General features: G+C 68.9%; 14 protein-coding genes and 2 pseudogenes. 6 read left to right on the top strand and 10 right to left on the bottom strand.

The window, feature by feature from the left end; all coding sequences use genetic code 11:
• Nucleotides 1-53: 53 nt before the first annotated feature.
• The 3 genes and pseudogenes from OIC96_RS43950 to OIC96_RS43960 all read left to right on the top strand — a co-directional run bounded on the left by OIC96_RS43950 (nt 54) and on the right by OIC96_RS43960 (nt 1,721).
• Nucleotides 54-1,001, top strand: a complete 948-nt coding sequence (locus tag OIC96_RS43950; RefSeq protein ID WP_330309978.1) for an NADP-dependent oxidoreductase — start codon at nt 54-56, stop codon at nt 999-1,001.
• A gap of 33 nt (nt 1,002-1,034) precedes the next feature.
• Nucleotides 1,035-1,235, top strand: a pseudogene (locus OIC96_RS43955) (nuclear transport factor 2 family protein); the annotation flags it as partial.
• Nucleotides 1,227-1,721 carry a nuclear transport factor 2 family protein gene (locus OIC96_RS43960; protein ID WP_443058594.1) on the top strand — a complete coding sequence of 165 codons (495 nt, stop codon included), beginning with the start codon at nt 1,227-1,229 and terminating at the stop codon, nt 1,719-1,721. The pseudogene OIC96_RS43955 and the gene OIC96_RS43960, both read left to right, overlap by 9 nt.
• Here OIC96_RS43960 and OIC96_RS43965 read toward each other — a convergent pair.
• The 3 genes from OIC96_RS43965 to OIC96_RS43975 form a co-directional block, all read right to left on the bottom strand.
• A complete protein-coding gene (locus OIC96_RS43965) occupies nt 1,716-2,963 on the bottom strand; it encodes an NADH:flavin oxidoreductase/NADH oxidase family protein (RefSeq protein ID WP_330302452.1) in 1,248 nt (415 codons plus the stop codon). The two genes, OIC96_RS43960 and OIC96_RS43965, sit on opposite strands and share 6 nt — an antisense overlap.
• 80 nt (nt 2,964-3,043) lie before the next feature.
• Nucleotides 3,044-4,513 carry an amidase gene (locus OIC96_RS43970; RefSeq protein WP_330302451.1) on the bottom strand — a complete coding sequence of 490 codons (1,470 nt, stop codon included), beginning with the start codon at nt 4,511-4,513 and terminating at the stop codon, nt 3,044-3,046.
• Nucleotides 4,514-4,580: 67 nt separating this feature from the next.
• Nucleotides 4,581-5,450: an alpha/beta fold hydrolase gene (locus tag OIC96_RS43975; RefSeq protein WP_330302450.1), complete on the bottom strand. Its 870-nt coding sequence runs from the start codon at nt 5,448-5,450 to the stop codon at nt 4,581-4,583.
• A gap of 557 nt (nt 5,451-6,007) precedes the next feature.
• Here OIC96_RS43975 and OIC96_RS43980 point away from each other — a divergent pair.
• Nucleotides 6,008-6,874 carry an alpha/beta fold hydrolase gene (locus OIC96_RS43980; protein WP_330302449.1) on the top strand — a complete coding sequence of 289 codons (867 nt, stop codon included), beginning with the start codon at nt 6,008-6,010 and terminating at the stop codon, nt 6,872-6,874.
• 165 nt (nt 6,875-7,039) lie between these two features.
• Here OIC96_RS43980 and OIC96_RS43985 read toward each other — a convergent pair.
• Nucleotides 7,040-7,609 (bottom strand): annotated as a pseudogene (locus OIC96_RS43985) (TetR/AcrR family transcriptional regulator); the annotation flags it as partial.
• A 113-nt stretch (nt 7,610-7,722) separates the two neighbouring features.
• On the opposite strand from OIC96_RS43985, the gene OIC96_RS43990 reads away from it, so the two are divergent.
• Nucleotides 7,723-8,196, top strand: coding sequence for a winged helix-turn-helix transcriptional regulator (locus OIC96_RS43990; protein WP_330309976.1), 474 nt, complete (start codon nt 7,723-7,725; stop codon nt 8,194-8,196).
• A gap of 16 nt (nt 8,197-8,212) precedes the next feature.
• On the opposite strand, the gene OIC96_RS43995 is transcribed toward OIC96_RS43990, so the two are convergent.
• A complete protein-coding gene (locus OIC96_RS43995) occupies nt 8,213-8,818 on the bottom strand; it encodes a CGNR zinc finger domain-containing protein (protein ID WP_330302448.1) in 606 nt (201 codons plus the stop codon).
• A gap of 82 nt (nt 8,819-8,900) precedes the next feature.
• Here OIC96_RS43995 and OIC96_RS44000 point away from each other — a divergent pair, with 82 nt between their 5' ends.
• On the top strand, nt 8,901-9,773 hold the full coding sequence (locus OIC96_RS44000; RefSeq protein WP_330302447.1) for an alpha/beta fold hydrolase: 873 nt from the start codon (nt 8,901-8,903) through the stop codon (nt 9,771-9,773).
• A gap of 46 nt (nt 9,774-9,819) precedes the next feature.
• Here OIC96_RS44000 and OIC96_RS44005 read toward each other — a convergent pair whose 3' ends face one another.
• The 5 genes from OIC96_RS44005 to OIC96_RS44025 form a co-directional block, all read right to left on the bottom strand.
• On the bottom strand, nt 9,820-11,271 hold the full coding sequence (locus tag OIC96_RS44005) for a DHA2 family efflux MFS transporter permease subunit (protein ID WP_330302446.1): 1,452 nt from the start codon (nt 11,269-11,271) through the stop codon (nt 9,820-9,822).
• A gap of 128 nt (nt 11,272-11,399) precedes the next feature.
• On the bottom strand, nt 11,400-12,098 hold the full coding sequence (locus OIC96_RS44010; protein WP_330302445.1) for an SDR family oxidoreductase: 699 nt from the start codon (nt 12,096-12,098) through the stop codon (nt 11,400-11,402).
• A 425-nt stretch (nt 12,099-12,523) separates the two neighbouring features.
• Nucleotides 12,524-13,996 (bottom strand): class I adenylate-forming enzyme family protein, encoded by a 1,473-nt coding sequence (locus tag OIC96_RS44015; protein WP_330302444.1) that lies wholly within the window; start codon nt 13,994-13,996, stop codon nt 12,524-12,526.
• Nucleotides 13,997-14,032: 36 nt separating this feature from the next.
• Nucleotides 14,033-14,956 (bottom strand): alpha/beta hydrolase, encoded by a 924-nt coding sequence (locus OIC96_RS44020; RefSeq protein WP_330302443.1) that lies wholly within the window; start codon nt 14,954-14,956, stop codon nt 14,033-14,035.
• Nucleotides 14,957-14,963: 7 nt separating this feature from the next.
• A complete protein-coding gene (locus OIC96_RS44025) occupies nt 14,964-15,938 on the bottom strand; it encodes an enoyl-CoA hydratase/isomerase family protein (protein ID WP_330302442.1) in 975 nt (324 codons plus the stop codon).
• Nucleotides 15,939-16,163: the final 225 nt, after the last annotated feature.

Raw genomic sequence — 16,163 nt, forward strand, 5'->3', positions numbered from 1 at the left:
CTCGGGTGGCAGGCCGCGACGCTGGACGCATGACGAACTCCGATACCGCCACCATGCGCGCCATCCGCCAGGACACCCACGGTTCCCCGGAGGTACTCAAGGAAGTCGAAGTGCCCCGGCCTGAACCGGGATTGAGTGAGATCCTGATCGCCGTCCGCGCGGCCGGCGTCAACCCGACCGACTGGTGGAACCGTGCCCAGCCCATGACCGCCAGCGTGCTGCCCCTCGTCCTGGGCTGGGACGTCTCCGGCGTCGTCGAGGCCGTCGGCACCGGCGTCACCCTGTTCAAGCCGGGCGACGAGGTCTTCGGCATGCTGCCCTACCCCCACGGTGTCGGCTCCCACGCCGAGTACGTGACCGGCCCCGCCCGCGCCTTCGCCCACAAGCCCGCCGGCATCGACCACGTCCAGGCCGGCGCTCTGCCGCTCGCCGCCCTGACCGCCTACCAGGCCCTCGTCGACACCGCCGACATCCAGCCCGGGCAGCGCGTCCTCATCCACGCGGCAGCCGGCGGCGTCGGCCATCTCGCCGTCCAGATCGCCAAGTCCCGCGGCGCCTACGTCATCGGCACCGCCAGCGCCGCCAAGCACGACTTTCTGCGGTCCCTGGGAGTGGACGAGGCCATTGACTACCACGCGGTCGACTTCACCGAGGCCCTCAAGGACATCGACGTGGTCCTCGACTCGGTCTCGCTCGACACCGCCGCCCGCGCCCGCTCCCTCACCGTACTGCGCCCGGGCGGCACCCTCGTCTCGATCCTTCCGGTCCCCATCGACCCCGATGAGCTGGCCGGCATCGCCGAACGGGGCATCCGCTACGAGGCCCTCCTCGTCGAGGCCGACCGCGCCGGCATGCAAGCCATCGCCGACCTCGTCGAAACCGGCGCCCTGCGCGCCCACATCGAGGCCACCTTCCCGCTCGCCGAGGCGGCCAAGGCCCACGCCCTCGGCGAGACCGGCCGCACCACCGGCAAGATCGTGCTGACCGTGGAAGGGAGGTGAAGACGCAGATCACCCCTCGCCCCCGACGGACCCGAGGCCCTCAAGGCGTTCGGTGTCGCCTGGTGCCAGCAGTACCCGGACACCGAGTACGACATCAAGCGGGTCATCTCCGAGGGCGACCTGGTGCTCCTGCACTCCAACGTCGTCACGGCTCCTGGTGCCTGCGGGATCGCCGCCTTCGACATCTTCCGCTTCCAGGACGGGAAGATCGCCGAGCACTGGGACATCTTTCAGGAGGTGCCGGCGACCACGGCCAACGGCAACGACATGTTCTCCACCCTCAGCCGGCCGCAGACCGAGGCGCCGGAGCAGCGGTGGTTCAGCGCCTACAACAAGAAGCTCGTCACCGCCTTCGTCGACCAGCTCATGGTCCGCAAGGACCTGGCCGCCTTCGACACCTACGTGGCCCCCGAGTATCACCAGCACAACCCGAACATTCCTGACGGCGTGGCAGGCGCGAAGGCCGCACTGGGCGCGTACTTGGAGCAGTTCCCGCAGCTGAGCGTGGAGCCGAAGCGGGCCATCGCCGAGGGCGATCTGCTGGCAGTCCACAGCCACCACGTCTACACACCGGGCGAGCGGGGCCGGGCGGTCCTCGACCTCTTCCGGGTCAGGGGCCGTAGCGGTCGCGTTACGACCCTTGGGACGCGCGCGTGGGTTCATGTCCCGCACGGCCACGGTGATCACTGGTCGGGCCCGGCGGCCTGGTTGCGCTCATGACCCGCCTCGCTTGGCGCGGAACGAGGTGCGCCCGTTGCGCCGCACCATGGCGATGGTGGCGGCAAGACTGCCGCGATCCGGGTCGGGGAGCAGGCCGTTCCCGAGGCGATGTATCTGGTCGGTGTGCCAGCTGATGTCCAGTACCCCGTCCAGGACCTTGAGGTCGGCGATTCTGCCCAGCAGGGCTCTCATGCCGTAGCGCACCTGATGTGCCGTGAGTGTCTCGGCCCGCCCTTCCAGGACGAGCCGGGCCGCGTCCGGCGTGGTGATTGTCGGCCGGCCGATGCCGACCACGTCGCATTCGCCGGCCTGTACGGCTCGCTGCATGGCATCGCCGGTGCGGAATCCGCCGGTGACGGCGAGGGGGATGTCGCCCACGAGTCGGCGAACCGTGCGGGCGTATTCGAGGAAGTACGCCTCGCGTGCCCTGGTGCTGGGGGCCGCCGAGCCGCTCATTGCCATGGACTCGTAACTACCGCCGCTGACCTCGATGAGGTCGACGCCTTCGTGGGCGAGCGCGGCCAGCACGGCCTGGGACTCGTCCTCGGTGAATCCGCCCCGCTGGAAGTCCGCCGAGTTGAGTTTGATGCCCACGGCGAAGCCTGGCCTGACGCGGCCGCGGATGCGGCGGACGACCTCGAGGCCGAAACGCATCCGTCCCTCGAGATCGCCGCCCCAGCCGTCCTCGCGCCGGTTCGACAGCGGGGACAGGAACTGCGAGATGAGATATCCGTGGGCCCCTTGCACCTGTACGCCGTTGAAGCCGGCTGTCTCGCACACGGCCGCGGCCGTGGCGAAGCGCTCGATGATCTCCTCGATCTCCGCCGGTCGCAGTTCGCGCGGTGTCCTGGCTCCGGGCAGTTTCGTCGGGATCGGGCTGGGGGCCACCGGCGTGTGTCCGAGTGCCAAGGGATTGGCCTGGCGCCCGGGGTGGTTGAGCTGTGCCCAGATCGCACCGCCCGAGTCCTGGGCCGACTTGGCCCAGCGCGAGAGCGCGTCGAGATCACGTTCGTCCTCGATGACGATGTTGCCCGGTTCACCGAGCTGTGCGCGATCGACCATGACGTTGCCGGTGATCATCAGGCCGTAGCCGCCTCGGCTCCATGTGGAGTACAGACGGACGAGGCGCTCGTCGGGTGCGTTGTTCTTGTCCCCGAGCGCCTCGCTGAGTGCCGACTTCATCAGGCGGTTGGCCAGTATCCGGCCGTTCGGGAGGGTGAGGGGGGTGTCCAGCGTATTCATCCGGGCTCTTCTTCTGTGTGGTCGGCGCCGGCCGGGTTTGCCTGCGGGCCGGGGTCAGGGGAGTGGGGGTCGGCGGACCGTCAGATGAAGGCCGGAGGGGGCTGGTAGCCCTCGAGTTCTCGGCCGAGGAGCTCGGCGAACTTGATGGTGGTGAGGTCGCCTCCGCTCGGGCCCATCACCTGGAGCCCGACAGGCAGACCGTCGCGGCTCGTTCGCACCGGGACGGTCGTCGCCGGAGAGCCGGCCACGTTGGCGATGGCGCTCCACTTGACCTGGTCCCAGTAGGGGCGAGACCGGTCGTCGACCTGGATCCGGCGTCCGAATCTGTCGATCGGTTTGTTGTGATGAGGCGGTGCCGCGGTCGGTGTGACCGGCATGAGGAGGACGTCGAAGTCCCGGAAGAACTCGGTCCAGCGCTGCCGTAGCTCATGGCGTGCGACGTCCGCCTGGAGCCAGCTGTAGTGGGTCTGGAAGGTTCCTCGCAAGGCGTACAAAGCCTCCCCCCGAGGATGCTGGGCGAGACGCGCGAGGAGGGCGGTGTTGGAGGCCGCTGTCAGTCCGGACCGGTCATAGGTGAACGCGCCGAAGAGCAGGCGCAGGAAGATGTCATGACTGGTCGCCATGTCACCGGGGAGCGCGGAGGGCCGCGACTCGACCTTCGCGCCGGCCAACTTGAGGGCGCTCAGAGCGTCGTCCATCGCTGCGGCGACGTCGTGGTCGACAGGGCACGACGCGTCCTCGGGCCACACCGCGACCCGGAAGCCGCTCAGCTCGCTCGCCCTGGGTGGTGCGAGGGTGTAGCTGAAACCGCCGTCGCGCTCGGGCGGTCCCACCGTCGCGTGGAGGACAGGGACCAGGTCGCGCGCCTCGCGCACCTGGGCGCCCGCACAGGCGAGGTCGATCTCCCCCCACCGTCCGACACCCGGTCCGCCCGGCACATGCCCGATGAGAGGGATGGACCGCCAGGTGGCCTTGTGCCCGTAGAGGCCGTTGAAGTGTGCCGGGATCCGGGTGGAGCCGCCGATTTCGGAGCCGAAGTCGAGAGCCGTCAGCCCTGCGGCCGTGGCCACGGCGCCACCGCCTGCGGAGCCTCCGGACGTGCGGGCGGTGTTCCATGGGTTCAGCGTCGGTCCGAACACCGGGTTGTCCGCCTGGACGTCCTGGTTCCCCGCGGGCATGTTGGTCTTGCCGATGATCACCGCACCTGCGGAACGCAGCCGTCGTACCGCCTCGGCGTCCTGGTTGGGCACGTAGTCCTTGAGATCGGTCCGACCACAGACGGTCCGCAGTCCCGCGGTCTCGTAGCTGTCCTTCAGCGTGATCGGCAGACCGTGCAGCGGGCCGAGTTTCGCCCCGCTCGTGCGTTTCGCGTCGGCATCCCTGGCCGCGCTCCGAGCCCGTTCGACGTCGAGGGTGACGATCGCGTTGAGCGTCTCGTTGTGGGCGTCGATGCGGCTCAGGTAGGCGTCGAACAGTTCCTCACTTGACACCTTCCCCGAGGCCAGTGCGCCCAACTGGTCCGCGGCTGACTGGAACGGGAGGTCACGCACGGAGAGCCTCGTTTCTGTATGCGCTGATTCGGCGGGCTTGTAGGCGAGTGAGAGGGCGGCATCAAGCTCAGGACTCGAGGAACCCGAGCGCCCTGGCGACGAAGTCCTCGTGGTTCTGGAAGATCCCCCCATGGCCGGAATCGGGGTAGAGGGGGACAAGCTCGCTCTTGGGCAGGCGAGCGGCCAGGTCGATGGTGTTCCGGCTGGGCACCATCCGGTCGTTCTCGCCGTTGGCCACGAGGACCGGTTGGCGCACTGCCGACAGGTCTGACGGTGCCTGGCGGCCCCATCGTCTGATGGCCTTCATCTGGGCGCGGACCGACGTCAGCGAGATGTCCTGGTCGCGGTCGTCCGTACGCTCCTCCAGCCGCCGCAGGAAGGCGCGTCCTGCTCTTTGGCCGCTTGCGGTGGCGGTGAAGAAGAGAGAGAGCTTCGGATCCTGGCGGGTCAGGGCGCCCTTGATCGTGGCCTGAACGGCCAGGGCCGGGACCTTGTCGATGCCGGGGCCGCCGGCGGGGCCGGTGCCCGCGAGGATGACCTTGCGGACGAGGTGCGGTTCTTCCGCCGCGATGACCTGGGCGACGAAGCCGCCCATCGACAGACCGAACAGATCGACCTGGTCGAAGCCGAGGGCGCGGATGAACCGCACCGCGTCGTGGGCCATCCCTTCGATCGTGTCCGGCGTGGAGCCGCCCGACCCGCCCACCCCGCGGTTCCCGAAGGTGATCACCCGACGCCGTGCGGCGAGTCCGTCGACGATGCTCGGGTCCCAGTTGTCCAGGTTTCCGGCCAGGTGGATCAGGAGAACCAGCGGCACGCCGTCCTCGGGGCCGAGTTCGCGGTAGGCAAAGGTCACCCCGTCGACGGACACGGAGCGGGTCGGCGCGTTCTTGTACGACGATCGTGAGGGGGACGGAGAATTGCGCGGTGCGCTCATGGCCAGGTCTTTCAAGTAGGTGGAGCGAGTCGACGAGTGTGCTGTTCGTCCCGGGCTTCCCCCGCGGCGGAAAGTGCGGGCGGCCTTACCTCGCGTCGTGGATGCCCGTGTGATCGACACCAGGCTTCCGCAAATTGAATTACGACCATCATTCTATGTGGCTGGCCGACGGGCCGCAAGCGGGGTTGCTGTCCCGCACGCGCCATGCCCCACGGTCGGCGGCCCTCATGGCGTGATGCCCTCGTCGCTCCAGGGTCTCGCCGGTGTCACCCCCTGCGCTCCGTGCCGGCGTCGGTCGCGCCGGTTGTGCTGGAGGCGGGACATGGTCATGGCGCAAGGTCGGGTCGGCGGTGGATGTATCCCGGCGGCGTGACCTCATGTGCGACGTGATGTGCGGCGTACCTCTCGTGAGGCCCATTAAAGTATGGGCATAATTCAATGGTCGGTGTGATGCTGAAGGGCTCAACCGGACAGGGTTCCGACCCTGCGGGCCTTCTGTCGTCGTCCGAGTCCGGATCGCAGTCGCGGTCCGGAACCCCACGCAGAAGGGCACGGCCGTGAGCGACGCACAGGGAGTACGAGGCGACGTGGTGACGTCGTACCGGAAGGCGCCCACCCGCACCCTCACCGCCGGGGGAGTGACCTTCGCCTACCGCGACCTCGGCCCGAGGACCGGCGTCCCGGTGGTCTTCATCACCCACCTCTCCGCCGTCCTGGACAACTGGGACCCCCGAGTCGTCGACGGCATCGCCGCCAGGCATCGCGTCATCACCTTCGACAACAGGGGCGTCGGCGCATCCAGCGGCTCGACACCGAAGGCCATCGAAGAGATGGCGAAGGACGCCGTCACCTTCATCCGGGGACTCGGGCTCGACCATGTCGACATTCACGGCTTCTCGATGGGCGGCATGATCGCCCAGGTGATCGCGCAGAACGAACCGCAGCTCGTCCGCAGGCTGATCCTCACGGGCACCGGCCCCGCGGGCGGTGAGGGCATCAAGAAGGTGACCCGACTGTCCCATCTCGACACCGTCCGGGCCCTGCTCACCCTCCAGGACCCGAAGCAGTTCCTCTTCTTCACCCGCACCGCGGGCGGGCGGCGAGCCGGAAAGCAGTTCCTGGCCCGGCTCAAGGAGCGCACTCACGACCGCGACAAGGCGATCTCCCTCACGTCGTACTTCGCCCAGCTCAAGGCCATCCACCGCTGGGGGCTCGCGCAGCCCCAGGACCTCTCCGTCATCCATCAGCCCGTGTTCGTCGCCAACGGTGACAACGACAGGATGGTGCCGACGAAGAACTCGTTCGAACTGGCCAGGCGACTGCCGAACGCCGACCTGGTCGTCTACCCCGACGCAGGCCACGGAGGCATCTTCCAGTTCCACGAGCAGTTCGTGGCGGAAGTCCTCGACTTCCTTGAGCGGTAGTGGGTGTCAGGTGCGGGCGGGCGGCGCATTTGGCCGGGAGTGCTCATAGGCGGACACCCGGAAGCGTCCTCGCATCCGGGCTCGAGTCGATGCCTTCGCGCACCGCTCGCCGGAAGCCGTCCTCGGACCGCGGCCCTCGTTGCGGCGCGGTAGTGCGTCTCGGTCGATGAACGTGCGAGCGTTCTCGACTCCCCGCTCGAGGACCTCGTCGGCGAACGCGCGGTCGGCTAGGGCGCGGGACGGCTGCAGCGTCCCCACCATCATAGTGAAGAGCCCGATGGCTCTGCCGCGAGCGGCCTGTGGATCCGGGGGCGCCAGGCGGGCGGCGATCTCTTCCATGATGGCCGTCGCGCCCTCGGTGTACGCCTGCTTGGTGCCGTCCGTGCTTCGGCCGATCTCGTCGAGCAGTGCGGCGGAGGGGCATCCGGTGCCGGGCCGGTCACGGTGCTCGGGTGACAGATAGCCGCGAACGAAGTCCTCGAGTCCCTCTTGGCCGGGCCTCAGCGTGTCGCACCGATCCGCCAGTGTGCGCAGTTCATGGGCGACGACGTGGGCGACGAGGTCGTCCTTGGAGGCGAAGTGGGCGTAGAACGCTCCATTGGTGAGCCCGGCGTCCGCCATCAGCGTGGAGATGCCCGAGCCGTCGATGCCGTCCTGCTTGAATCGGTGGCCGGCCCTCTCGATGATCCGTTGCCATACAGGCCGAGCCCCAGTCGATGGTCTGACGTCCGTAATATCACGCCCGTGAGGCAATGATTTGTTGTCGGTCGCTGAGTCTCTGAAAGTAAACTCAAGCGGCTAGAATCGTTCTCATGGATGCGTGGACCGAAGTTCTCCAAGACACCGGCATGGACCCCCGGCTCGACCGGGACACGTCGAACTGCTCGATCGCGCGGACCCTTGAGGTCGTCGGGGAGAAGTGGACGATCCTGATCTTGCGTGAGGTCTGGTACGGCTCGTCCCGCTTCAGTGAGTTCGAACGGGTCCTCGGCTGTCCTCGCAACCTGCTCGCGGCACGGCTTCGGATGCTGGTGGAGGAAGGGATCCTGGCCACCGAGACCTACAAGGAGCCGGGCTCGCGGAGTCGGCCGAAGTACGTGATCACGTCCAAGGGTTTGGATCTGGTACCGGCCGTGATGGGGCTGCTGCAGTGGGGTGACCGCTACCGTGCCGACCCGGAGGGGCCGGCGGTCCTGGCGCGGCATCGCGAGTGCGGTGCCCACGTCGACGTCCAGATCCGCTGCGAACAGGGCCATCCGGTGCAGGCGAAGGACATCGAGAGCGTCCCCGGCCCGGCTTTTCGGTTGAGGTCGCCCGAGTGAACTGAGGGCACTTCGGTCAGTTTTCCGTCGCCGGGCCGCTCTGTCGTGAGCGCGCTTGATGGAGGCGGACCTTGGTGCGGTTTCCGCAGCGGGACATGGAACACCATCGGCGGTTGCGAGCTGGGGAGCGGTCCAGGAAACGCAGAGCGCACCGGTCGGCTCCACAGACGCGCACGCGCTGGATCTCGGCGGACAGAAGCAGGTCGACGGCGTCCTGGGCGATGAGTGCCAGGGCGAGTGCGGGGTCGGCGGCGAGGGTCGTGGGGCCGGCGGGCTCCAGGCGGTCGTCGGTGATGACGAGTTGCAGTGCGGGTCTGGGGGCCGCCGCTGCCGACCGGTTGAGCAGCGTCACGTCGCCGGACATGGGCAGTCGGCCGTCGGCGACCGCCAGTACGGCCCGGTCGACGCTCTCGCGCAGCCGCCGGGCGGACATAAGAACGGCCGCCGGGGCGGGCTCGGTGGTCCCCGGGGCGAGCAGAAGGGCCTCCCGGAGCCAGCCCGTCAGGTCGTCCGGTTCCCGGAGGGTCTCCACCGGAGTGGCTCTCCACCGGCTTCGGAGGGTGTTGGCGAAGTCCAGGCAGAGCCGTCCGCCGTCCCAGATCCACATGTCGTCCGTTGCCACGTCTTCATTCTGCACGCTAGCCTAACTGTCTAAGACGGTTAGCTCGTGTTGGCTCGTAGCTCACGTCAGGAAGGCGCACCTCATGGGACAGCCGACAGTCACGACCGGAGTGGCGCAGGTGGACGGGGTCCGTTTGCACTACGCCCGAGCCGGGGCAGGCCCGCTGCTCGTCCTGCTCCACGGCTGGCCGCAGACCTCTGACTGCTGGCGGCCGGTACTGGCGGATCTCGCCGCCGACCACACCGTCGTCGCGCCGGATCTGCGGGGATACGGCCTGAGTGACAAGCCCACCGCGGGATACGACAAGCGGCGGATGGCAGCCGACATGGCAGGCCTCGTCGAGGCGCTCGGCTTCGAGCGCGCCATGGTCGCGGGCCACGACCGCGGCGCCCGCGTGGGGCACCGCTGGGCGCTGGACCGCCCGGACCAGGTGGAGCGGCTGGCCGTGCTCGACATCGTCCCCACCCGGGAGATGTTCCGCCGCCTGGACTCCTCACTCGCCTCCGGGTACTGGCACTGGCTGTTCCACATGCAGCCCGATCTGCCCGAGCGCCTCGTGGGACGCGACATCCGGGGGTACCTCGAGTACTTCTTCGAGCGGTGGACCTACAACCGTCACGGACTAACGTCGGACGCGGTCGACGGCTACGTCCGTGCGTTCTCCCGTCCGGGCGCCCTGCGTGCGAGCCTCGACGACTACCGCGCCATGGAGGAGGACATCGCGGTCGACGACATCGACGTCGCCGAAGGCCGCCGCCTCACCATGCCGGTGCTGGCGCTGTGGGGTTCCACGGGGCTGCCTGCCCGCCTGCCGACACTGGAGATCTGGCGTGACTACGCGGACGACGTCACCGGTGCCGAGATCCCGGAGTGCGGCCACTTCATCCCGGAGGAGCAGCCGGAGGCCCTGTTGGCGCATCTGCGGCCCTTCCTGGCCGGTGAGAGAAGGGGCTGAGGGGCGGCCCCGCAGTAACCGGCTGAGCCGCCCCTCGGTCCTGGGCTCAGGTCACGACCGTGACACCAGGCGGAGTATCTCCCACTGCAAAGCCGGCGGCAGGGCCGTCGGCCTTGCGCTGCCGGGGCATCAGCAACGCCACAGCCGCCGCCAGGGCGACCGCACCGGCCCCGACCCAGAGCGCCGGGATCAACCCGTCCACGAACAGTGAGGCGGATCCGTAGCCACCCTGGGCGGAGAAGACCGCGGCCAGTGAGGCGACGCCGATGGCGCCGCCGACTTCGCGGATCGCGTTGTTGGCGCCGGAGGCGATGCCCTGCTCCTCCGGGCGGACCGTGCTCAGGACGAGGTTGGCGCTGGGGGCGAAGAACATGCCGAGGCCGATGCCGGAGACGATCAGTGCGGGCAGCATGTGGGTGTAGGCCTCGTGCGGCTCGACGGTGAGTGCCCAGAGCCCGAGGCCGACGGCGTTCAGGGCCATGCCCGCCGTGACGACGGGTGCCCCCCCGATGCGGTCGGACAGTGCCCCGGCCAGCGGTCCGGCGATCATGGGCATGGCGGTCCAGGGCAGCATCCGTATGCCGGCCTGCATGGGTGAGTAGCCGCCGACGGTCTGCAGGTACTGGCTGAGCAGGAAGATCGACCCGAACATGCCCAGCAACATCAGCAGGCTGGCGGCGTTGATGGCGCTGAAGGAGCGGTGTCGGAAGAGGCGCATCGGCAGCATCGGGTGCTTGGCGCGCAGTTCGTAGAGGACGAACCCGACGAGCAGGGCGGCACCGGCGAAGAAGCCGCCCAGCACCGGGGTGCTGCTCCAGCCGTCGGCGTTGCCGCGCACCAGGGCGTAGACGATGCCGAACAGACCGCCGCTGGCCAGAACGGTGCCGACGAGGTCGAGGGTCGGGTTCGGGCCGCGGCTCTCCTTCAGCCGCAGCAGGGCGAAGGGGATCAGCGCCAGGCCGAGGGGCACGTTCACCCAGAAGATCCACTGCCAGGAGAGGTTTTCGGTGAGTGCGCCGCCGATGAGCGGTCCGGTGGCGACGGCAATGCCACTGGCCGCGCCCCAGACACCCAGGGCCGCGCCGCGTCGTGCGGCGGGGACGGCGGCCGACAGCAGGGTGAGCGTCAGCGGCGTCACGATCGCGGACCCGACGCCCTGCGCCGCCCGCGCGGCGATCAGCTCACCCATCCCCGGTGCGAGTGCGGCCGCGGCCGAGGCCGTGGTGAAGATCCCGAGCCCGATGGCGAACAGTCTCCGGCGGCCGAAGCGGTCACCGAGGGAAGCGCCGAACATGAGCAGGACGGCGAAGGTGAGGGTGTAGGCGCTGACCGTCCATTCGAGGTCCTCCAGACCGCCGCCGAGGTCCTCGCGGATGGAGGGCAGGGCGGTGGTGACGATCAGGTTGTCCAGCGCGGTGATGAATCCGGCCGCGCTGGTGATGACCACGGCCCAGACGGCGGAGCCGCCTCGAACCGGTTGCTTACTGTGCTGTTTCATGGCGTTCCCTGGGCAGACGTACTGGGCGATGGATCAATGACGTGAAGGCCGGCGGGCGACGGCACGGGGGAAGCGACAGCGAGCACCGGCATCCGCCGCATTGGGGGCGGATCGCTGGGCGGCTGCTCTCAGGGGAGCTGCGGGTAGAGCGCGGAGACGCCTCCGGCCAGTGCGGCCTGCGCTTGGCGTGAGGCGTCGTCCGCGACGATCTCGTAGGCGCCGTTGGCGATGCCGTCGACGGCGATCCGGGCGATGTCGGTGGGGTCGGACTTGGGCGCGTCGACGGCTCGGACCATGTCGGTGTCCATGTAGCCGACGTGCAGGCCGGCCACGCGGATGCCCTGGTCGGCGAGCTGCAGGCGCAGGGCGTTGGTGAGCGACCACTCGGCGGACTTGGCGGCACAGTAGGCGCCGAAGTCCGGGAAGCTGACCCAGGACAGGCCGGACAGGACGTTCAGGATCGCCCCGCCGCCGTTGGCTGCGATCTGGGGTGCGAAGGCGCGGGTCACCGAGAGGGTGCCGAAGTAGTGGGTGTCCATCTCCAGGCGGACGGCGTCCAGGTCGGCGGTCAGCAGGTCGGCGCCGGTGGACGACCCCGCGTTGTTGACCAGGACCGTGACATTGCCGGTGGCCTCGGCGGCGGCCGCGACGGAGGCGGGGTCGGTGATGTCGAGCGCGATCGGCTTGGCGCCGGGCAGGTCGACCTGGTCGGGGTTGCGGGCGCCGGCGTAGACGGTGGCGCCGCGGCTGAGCAGTTCGGCGGCGAGGGCCCGGCCGAATCCCCGGTTGGCTCCGGTGACAAGGACGGTGCTGGTGGAGAGGTCCATGGAGGTTCCTGGTGAAGTGGATTATTGAATTACGATCATAATTTAAATGGAGAGGAGTGGTGATCGCAAGCGCTCTGCGCGGAGAGGGTGCGCCTCGCCCCTGGCGCGCGACCGGCCCGCACTAGACGCGAAAGGGGCCCGCCCTATGCAGGCCGGCCCCTTTGCGGTCCGCCAAAGGCGGACTCAGAGCTTGACGATCATGTTTCCGACGTTCTCGATCCCTGGAGCTTGCGCTCGGCGCGCCGGCCGCCGACCTCGCGGACGAAGGCCGGCTGGAGGTCCAGCTCTTCGCTGGCCGTGAAGGCCAGGATGTCCGAACGTGTGACGGACAGGTTCCACAGGGTCTTCGACGAGAGCGGCAGCGGTCTACTCGCTCCTGACCGGTGAAGTTCGGGACGCTGTGGGCCGCTCTGGAACCACGTTGATCAGGACCGGGCAGAGAGGGCTGCGTGGCCGGCACGCAACGAGGTCTTGTCGATCTTACCGACCGCGTTCCTCGCGATGGCTTCCACCACGAAGAACGCGGTCGGGCGCTTGTAGCCGGTGAGGCTGCGCGCACAGAGGGCTTTCAGGGCCGACGGATCGACGGTCGCCCCCGGTCGCGGCTGGACGTAGGCGACGACCACCTCTCCCCACTTCTCGTCGGGTACGCCGATCACGGCGGCCTCGAGCACCGATGGGTCGCCCGCCAGCATGTCCTCGATCTCCTTGGGGTAGATGTTCTCCCCGCCCCGGATGATCATGTCTTTCGAGCGCCCGACCAGAGTCAGATAGCCCTCGGAGTCGAGGTGGCCCACATCGCCCGTGTGCAACCAGCCGTCGACGATGACGCGGGCCGTTTCGTCCGGACGGCCGAGATACCCACGCATCACGTTGGGGCCCCTGACGACGACTTCACCGTCCATGCCCGGCGCCCTTTCGGTGCCGTCGGTGTCGAGGATCCGGATCTCCTGTCCGGGGAACGGGAGCCCCACGGTTCCGGCGCGTCGGGGGCCGGCGACGGGGTTGATGGTGGAACCGCAGGTCCCTTCGGACAGGCCGTATCCCTCGACGAGCGGGAACCCGTACCGGGCCTCGAACCGGGTCAGCAGTTCGGCGGAGGCGGGTGCGGCGCCACAGACTCCGAACCGCAGCGACGAGGTGTCGGGCCGGACGTCGTCCGGGAGCGCCGCGAGCATGCTGTAGATCGTCGGCACCGCGCTGAAGAAGGTGGGCCGCTCCTGCTCGACGAGGTCGAAGAAGGTGCGGGGGTCGAACCGGCCCGCGATGACGACGCTCGCGCCCACGAGCAGCGGCAGAAGGACGCTGACCACGATGCCGTTGACGTGGAAGAGCGGCAGGATCAGCAGGCACCGGTCGGCCGGCCCGACCTCCAACGCCTGGCGCCCCATCTCCACCATGGCGTCGATGTTGGCGTGGTCGAGCATCACGCCCTTGGGCACCCCGGTCGTACCGCTGGTGTAGATGAGCAGGGCCAGCGTGGCCGGGTTCAGAAGCGGTGCCTGATCCGGCTCTACCGTTCCTTCGTACAGTTCGCCGACGGCGAGTACGGCGATACCGTGCGCCACTACCGCCCCGTCGTCCTCGACCACCAGCAGGCGCGCACTGGAGTCCTTGAGCTGTCGGACCACTTCGACGTCGGTCATGCTCGGGTTGACCGGTGTGATGGTGGCGCCGAGCCGCCAGGCGGCGAAGAGCAGGACGACGAACTCGACGCGGTTCGTCAGCTTGAGGGCGACGACGTCATCGGGACCGATTCCGAGGTCCTGGAGCTGACGCGCTGCCATGCGGACCCGGCTCAGCAGCTGCGTGTTGGTGAGGGACTGGTGCCCGTCGGAGACCGCGGCCCCGTGGGGGTCGAGCTCGGCGCGGCGGTCGGGCAGAGAAGCGAAGTTCATGGCGAGGTGTACCTGTCTCGGTGTGATGCGATCCGGTCAGGGAGTCGATGCGGCTGGTGCCGGGTGCAGCTGGCGGGTGAGGAACTCGATCTGGTCGCGCACCAGTTGCTCGAAGGTCTCGCCGGTGTAGAAGTCGAAGTGGCCGGCGTCGTACCTCTTGATCTCTCCCCGGGGTGCGGTGGCCGTGTACCGGAGGGTCTGGGCGGGGGGTGTGACCGAGTCGGTGTTGCTGACGCAGAAGAGGATCGGCATGGTGACCTTCTTCGCCGCACGCCCGGGCCGGTATGCGGCGATGGTCGGAATTACCCGTGCCGCCACCTCGTTGCGGAACGTTGTCCCGGGCGGCTGCAGCGCCTGGTATCCGGGCAGTGCGTCCGGGGCGTTCATGAGCGCCGGTGAACCGGGGGCGGCGGCGATGGGAACCATCGCGGGCGCCCTGCCTCGGACCTTCGCCGCCAGATCCCGGGCGAGAACGGGGGTCATCCTGAGTGAGGCGAGCGGGCCCAGTGCGAGCGCGGAGGCGAGGCCGTCGGTGAACGGGCACTGGGCCACGGCCGCGCGCAGTTCGGGATGGCGTGAGGCGACGGTGATGGCGTGGCCGCCGCCGAAGGAGCTGCCCCAGACCGCGACACGGGAGCGGTCGACGTCATGGCGGGCCTGGACGTAGGCGAGGGCGGCATCCCAGTCGACGAGCTGACGCTTGATCGACAGAAGCTGGCGCGGGTGGCCGCCGCTGTCGCCGAAGTGCCGGTAGGTGAAGGCCACGGCGGCGATGCCGGCCTGCGTGAAACGCTCGGCGAAGGCGTCCAGGCGCATTTCACGGGTGGCGCCCAGGCCGTGCCCGAGGACGACGACGGGCGGGGAGGTGACGCCCGTGGGGAGGTAGAACCACCCGGCACAGGTGCTGTCGCCGGCGGGGAACGTGATGTCGTGACGGGTGAAGGAGTGCGCGGTGGTCATCGCCGGCTCACCGCCGCTTCGTCTTGGTCGAGCGGCGCCCGGGCACACTGCCCGAGGCGAGCGCCTGCGCGTAGGTGTCCGGCCGGTAGAGGGGGAGCTCACCGGTGGCGTCCGTCGTCTCCATGTAGTCGAGCATCAGTTCCTGCCCCTCCTTCGACATGACTCTGGTGAAGAACTCGGCGCGTTCGACGTGCAGGCCGTCCTCCAGCGGCATCGAGCCGCCGAAGTACACCGACCTCTTGGCAGCCGCCACCGAACCCTTCGGCCGCTTGCCGAAGCGTTCCGCGAGTTCGACCGCCTGCGCGAGCACCTTGTGCTGCGGGACGACCTGGTCGACCGCCCCGTTGGCGAGAGCCTCCGCGGGTGTGAACGGCTTGCCTTCGAGGATCGCGGCCAGGGACCGGTGGGTGCCGATCAGGCGGGTCAGCCGCTGGGTGCCGCCTCCGCCCGGGATGATGCCGAGGAGGATTTCCGGCTGGCCGATGAAGTAGTCCCCGTCGGCCATGACGCGCAGATCGCACGCCCAGGCGAACTCGGCGCCGAGGCCGAGAGCCGAACCGTTGAGGGCGGCGACGAAGAGGACACCGCTGGCGTTCATCCGGAGGAAGGTCGTGTGCAGACGCTCCAGTTGGAGGGCCCCGCGCATCGGGGTCCTGCGCATCACGGGCCCGAGGAGACGGGACCGGTCCACGTGCTTCGCCGCGCGTACGACGGCGGCGGCACCGCGTCGGCCGACCGTAGGGCTCGCGGCGCCCTCTTCCTGCAGCCACCGCACCGCGGCATGGCTGACGAACCGCTCGGGGTGCGCCCCGGTGAAGACGACCGCACGGATGCCCGGATCGCGGTCGGCACGGGCTACCAGCTTGTCCAGCTGACGGGCGACATCGAGGCCGAACTCCTGATGCCGGCCGCCGTCGACCCGGACGATCAGGACGGCCCCGCGATCTTCGATCTCCAGACGGCCCTTGTCTTTGTACGGCATGAATCTGCTCCCGTGCTGAGTTCATGGGGGTGGGAAGTGCGTGGGACAGCCGCGGATGCGTCTCGCGGCGATGGGGTCGGTTTTCGCCCCAACGGGCTGTGTCCGCACAGGCGGCACGAGACTGGAACAGCGCGTGATGACGCGTCCAAGGACGGACGCGCGTATCCGGGACGGCACGTCACGTGCGATGTGTACTATTGCCGTGAAGAATTACATAACCAAGTT

The organism is Streptomyces sp. NBC_00775 (assembly GCF_036347135.1).
Lineage (GTDB): Bacteria > Actinomycetota > Actinomycetes > Streptomycetales > Streptomycetaceae > Streptomyces > Streptomyces lutosisoli.

What these genes read in the sequence shown, in the direction of transcription:
- OIC96_RS43950 (WP_330309978.1), top strand. Translation starts at nt 54, where the DNA reads ATGCGCGCCATCCGCCAGGACACCCACGGTTCCCCGGAGGTACTCAAG.
- OIC96_RS43965 (WP_330302452.1), bottom strand. Translation starts at nt 2,963, where the DNA reads ATGAATACGCTGGACACCCCCCTCACCCTCCCGAACGGCCGGATACTG.
- OIC96_RS44015 (WP_330302444.1), bottom strand. Translation starts at nt 13,996, where the DNA reads ATGAACTTCGCTTCTCTGCCCGACCGCCGCGCCGAGCTCGACCCCCAC.
- OIC96_RS44025 (WP_330302442.1), bottom strand. Translation starts at nt 15,938, where the DNA reads ATGCCGTACAAAGACAAGGGCCGTCTGGAGATCGAAGATCGCGGGGCC.
- OIC96_RS43990 (WP_330309976.1), top strand. Translation starts at nt 7,723, where the DNA reads ATGGACCCCCGGCTCGACCGGGACACGTCGAACTGCTCGATCGCGCGG.
- OIC96_RS44005 (WP_330302446.1), bottom strand. Translation starts at nt 11,271, where the DNA reads ATGAAACAGCACAGTAAGCAACCGGTTCGAGGCGGCTCCGCCGTCTGG.
- OIC96_RS44000 (WP_330302447.1), top strand. Translation starts at nt 8,901, where the DNA reads ATGGGACAGCCGACAGTCACGACCGGAGTGGCGCAGGTGGACGGGGTC.
- OIC96_RS44010 (WP_330302445.1), bottom strand. Translation starts at nt 12,098, where the DNA reads ATGGACCTCTCCACCAGCACCGTCCTTGTCACCGGAGCCAACCGGGGA.
- OIC96_RS44020 (WP_330302443.1), bottom strand. Translation starts at nt 14,956, where the DNA reads ATGACCACCGCGCACTCCTTCACCCGTCACGACATCACGTTCCCCGCC.
- OIC96_RS43975 (WP_330302450.1), bottom strand. Translation starts at nt 5,450, where the DNA reads ATGAGCGCACCGCGCAATTCTCCGTCCCCCTCACGATCGTCGTACAAG.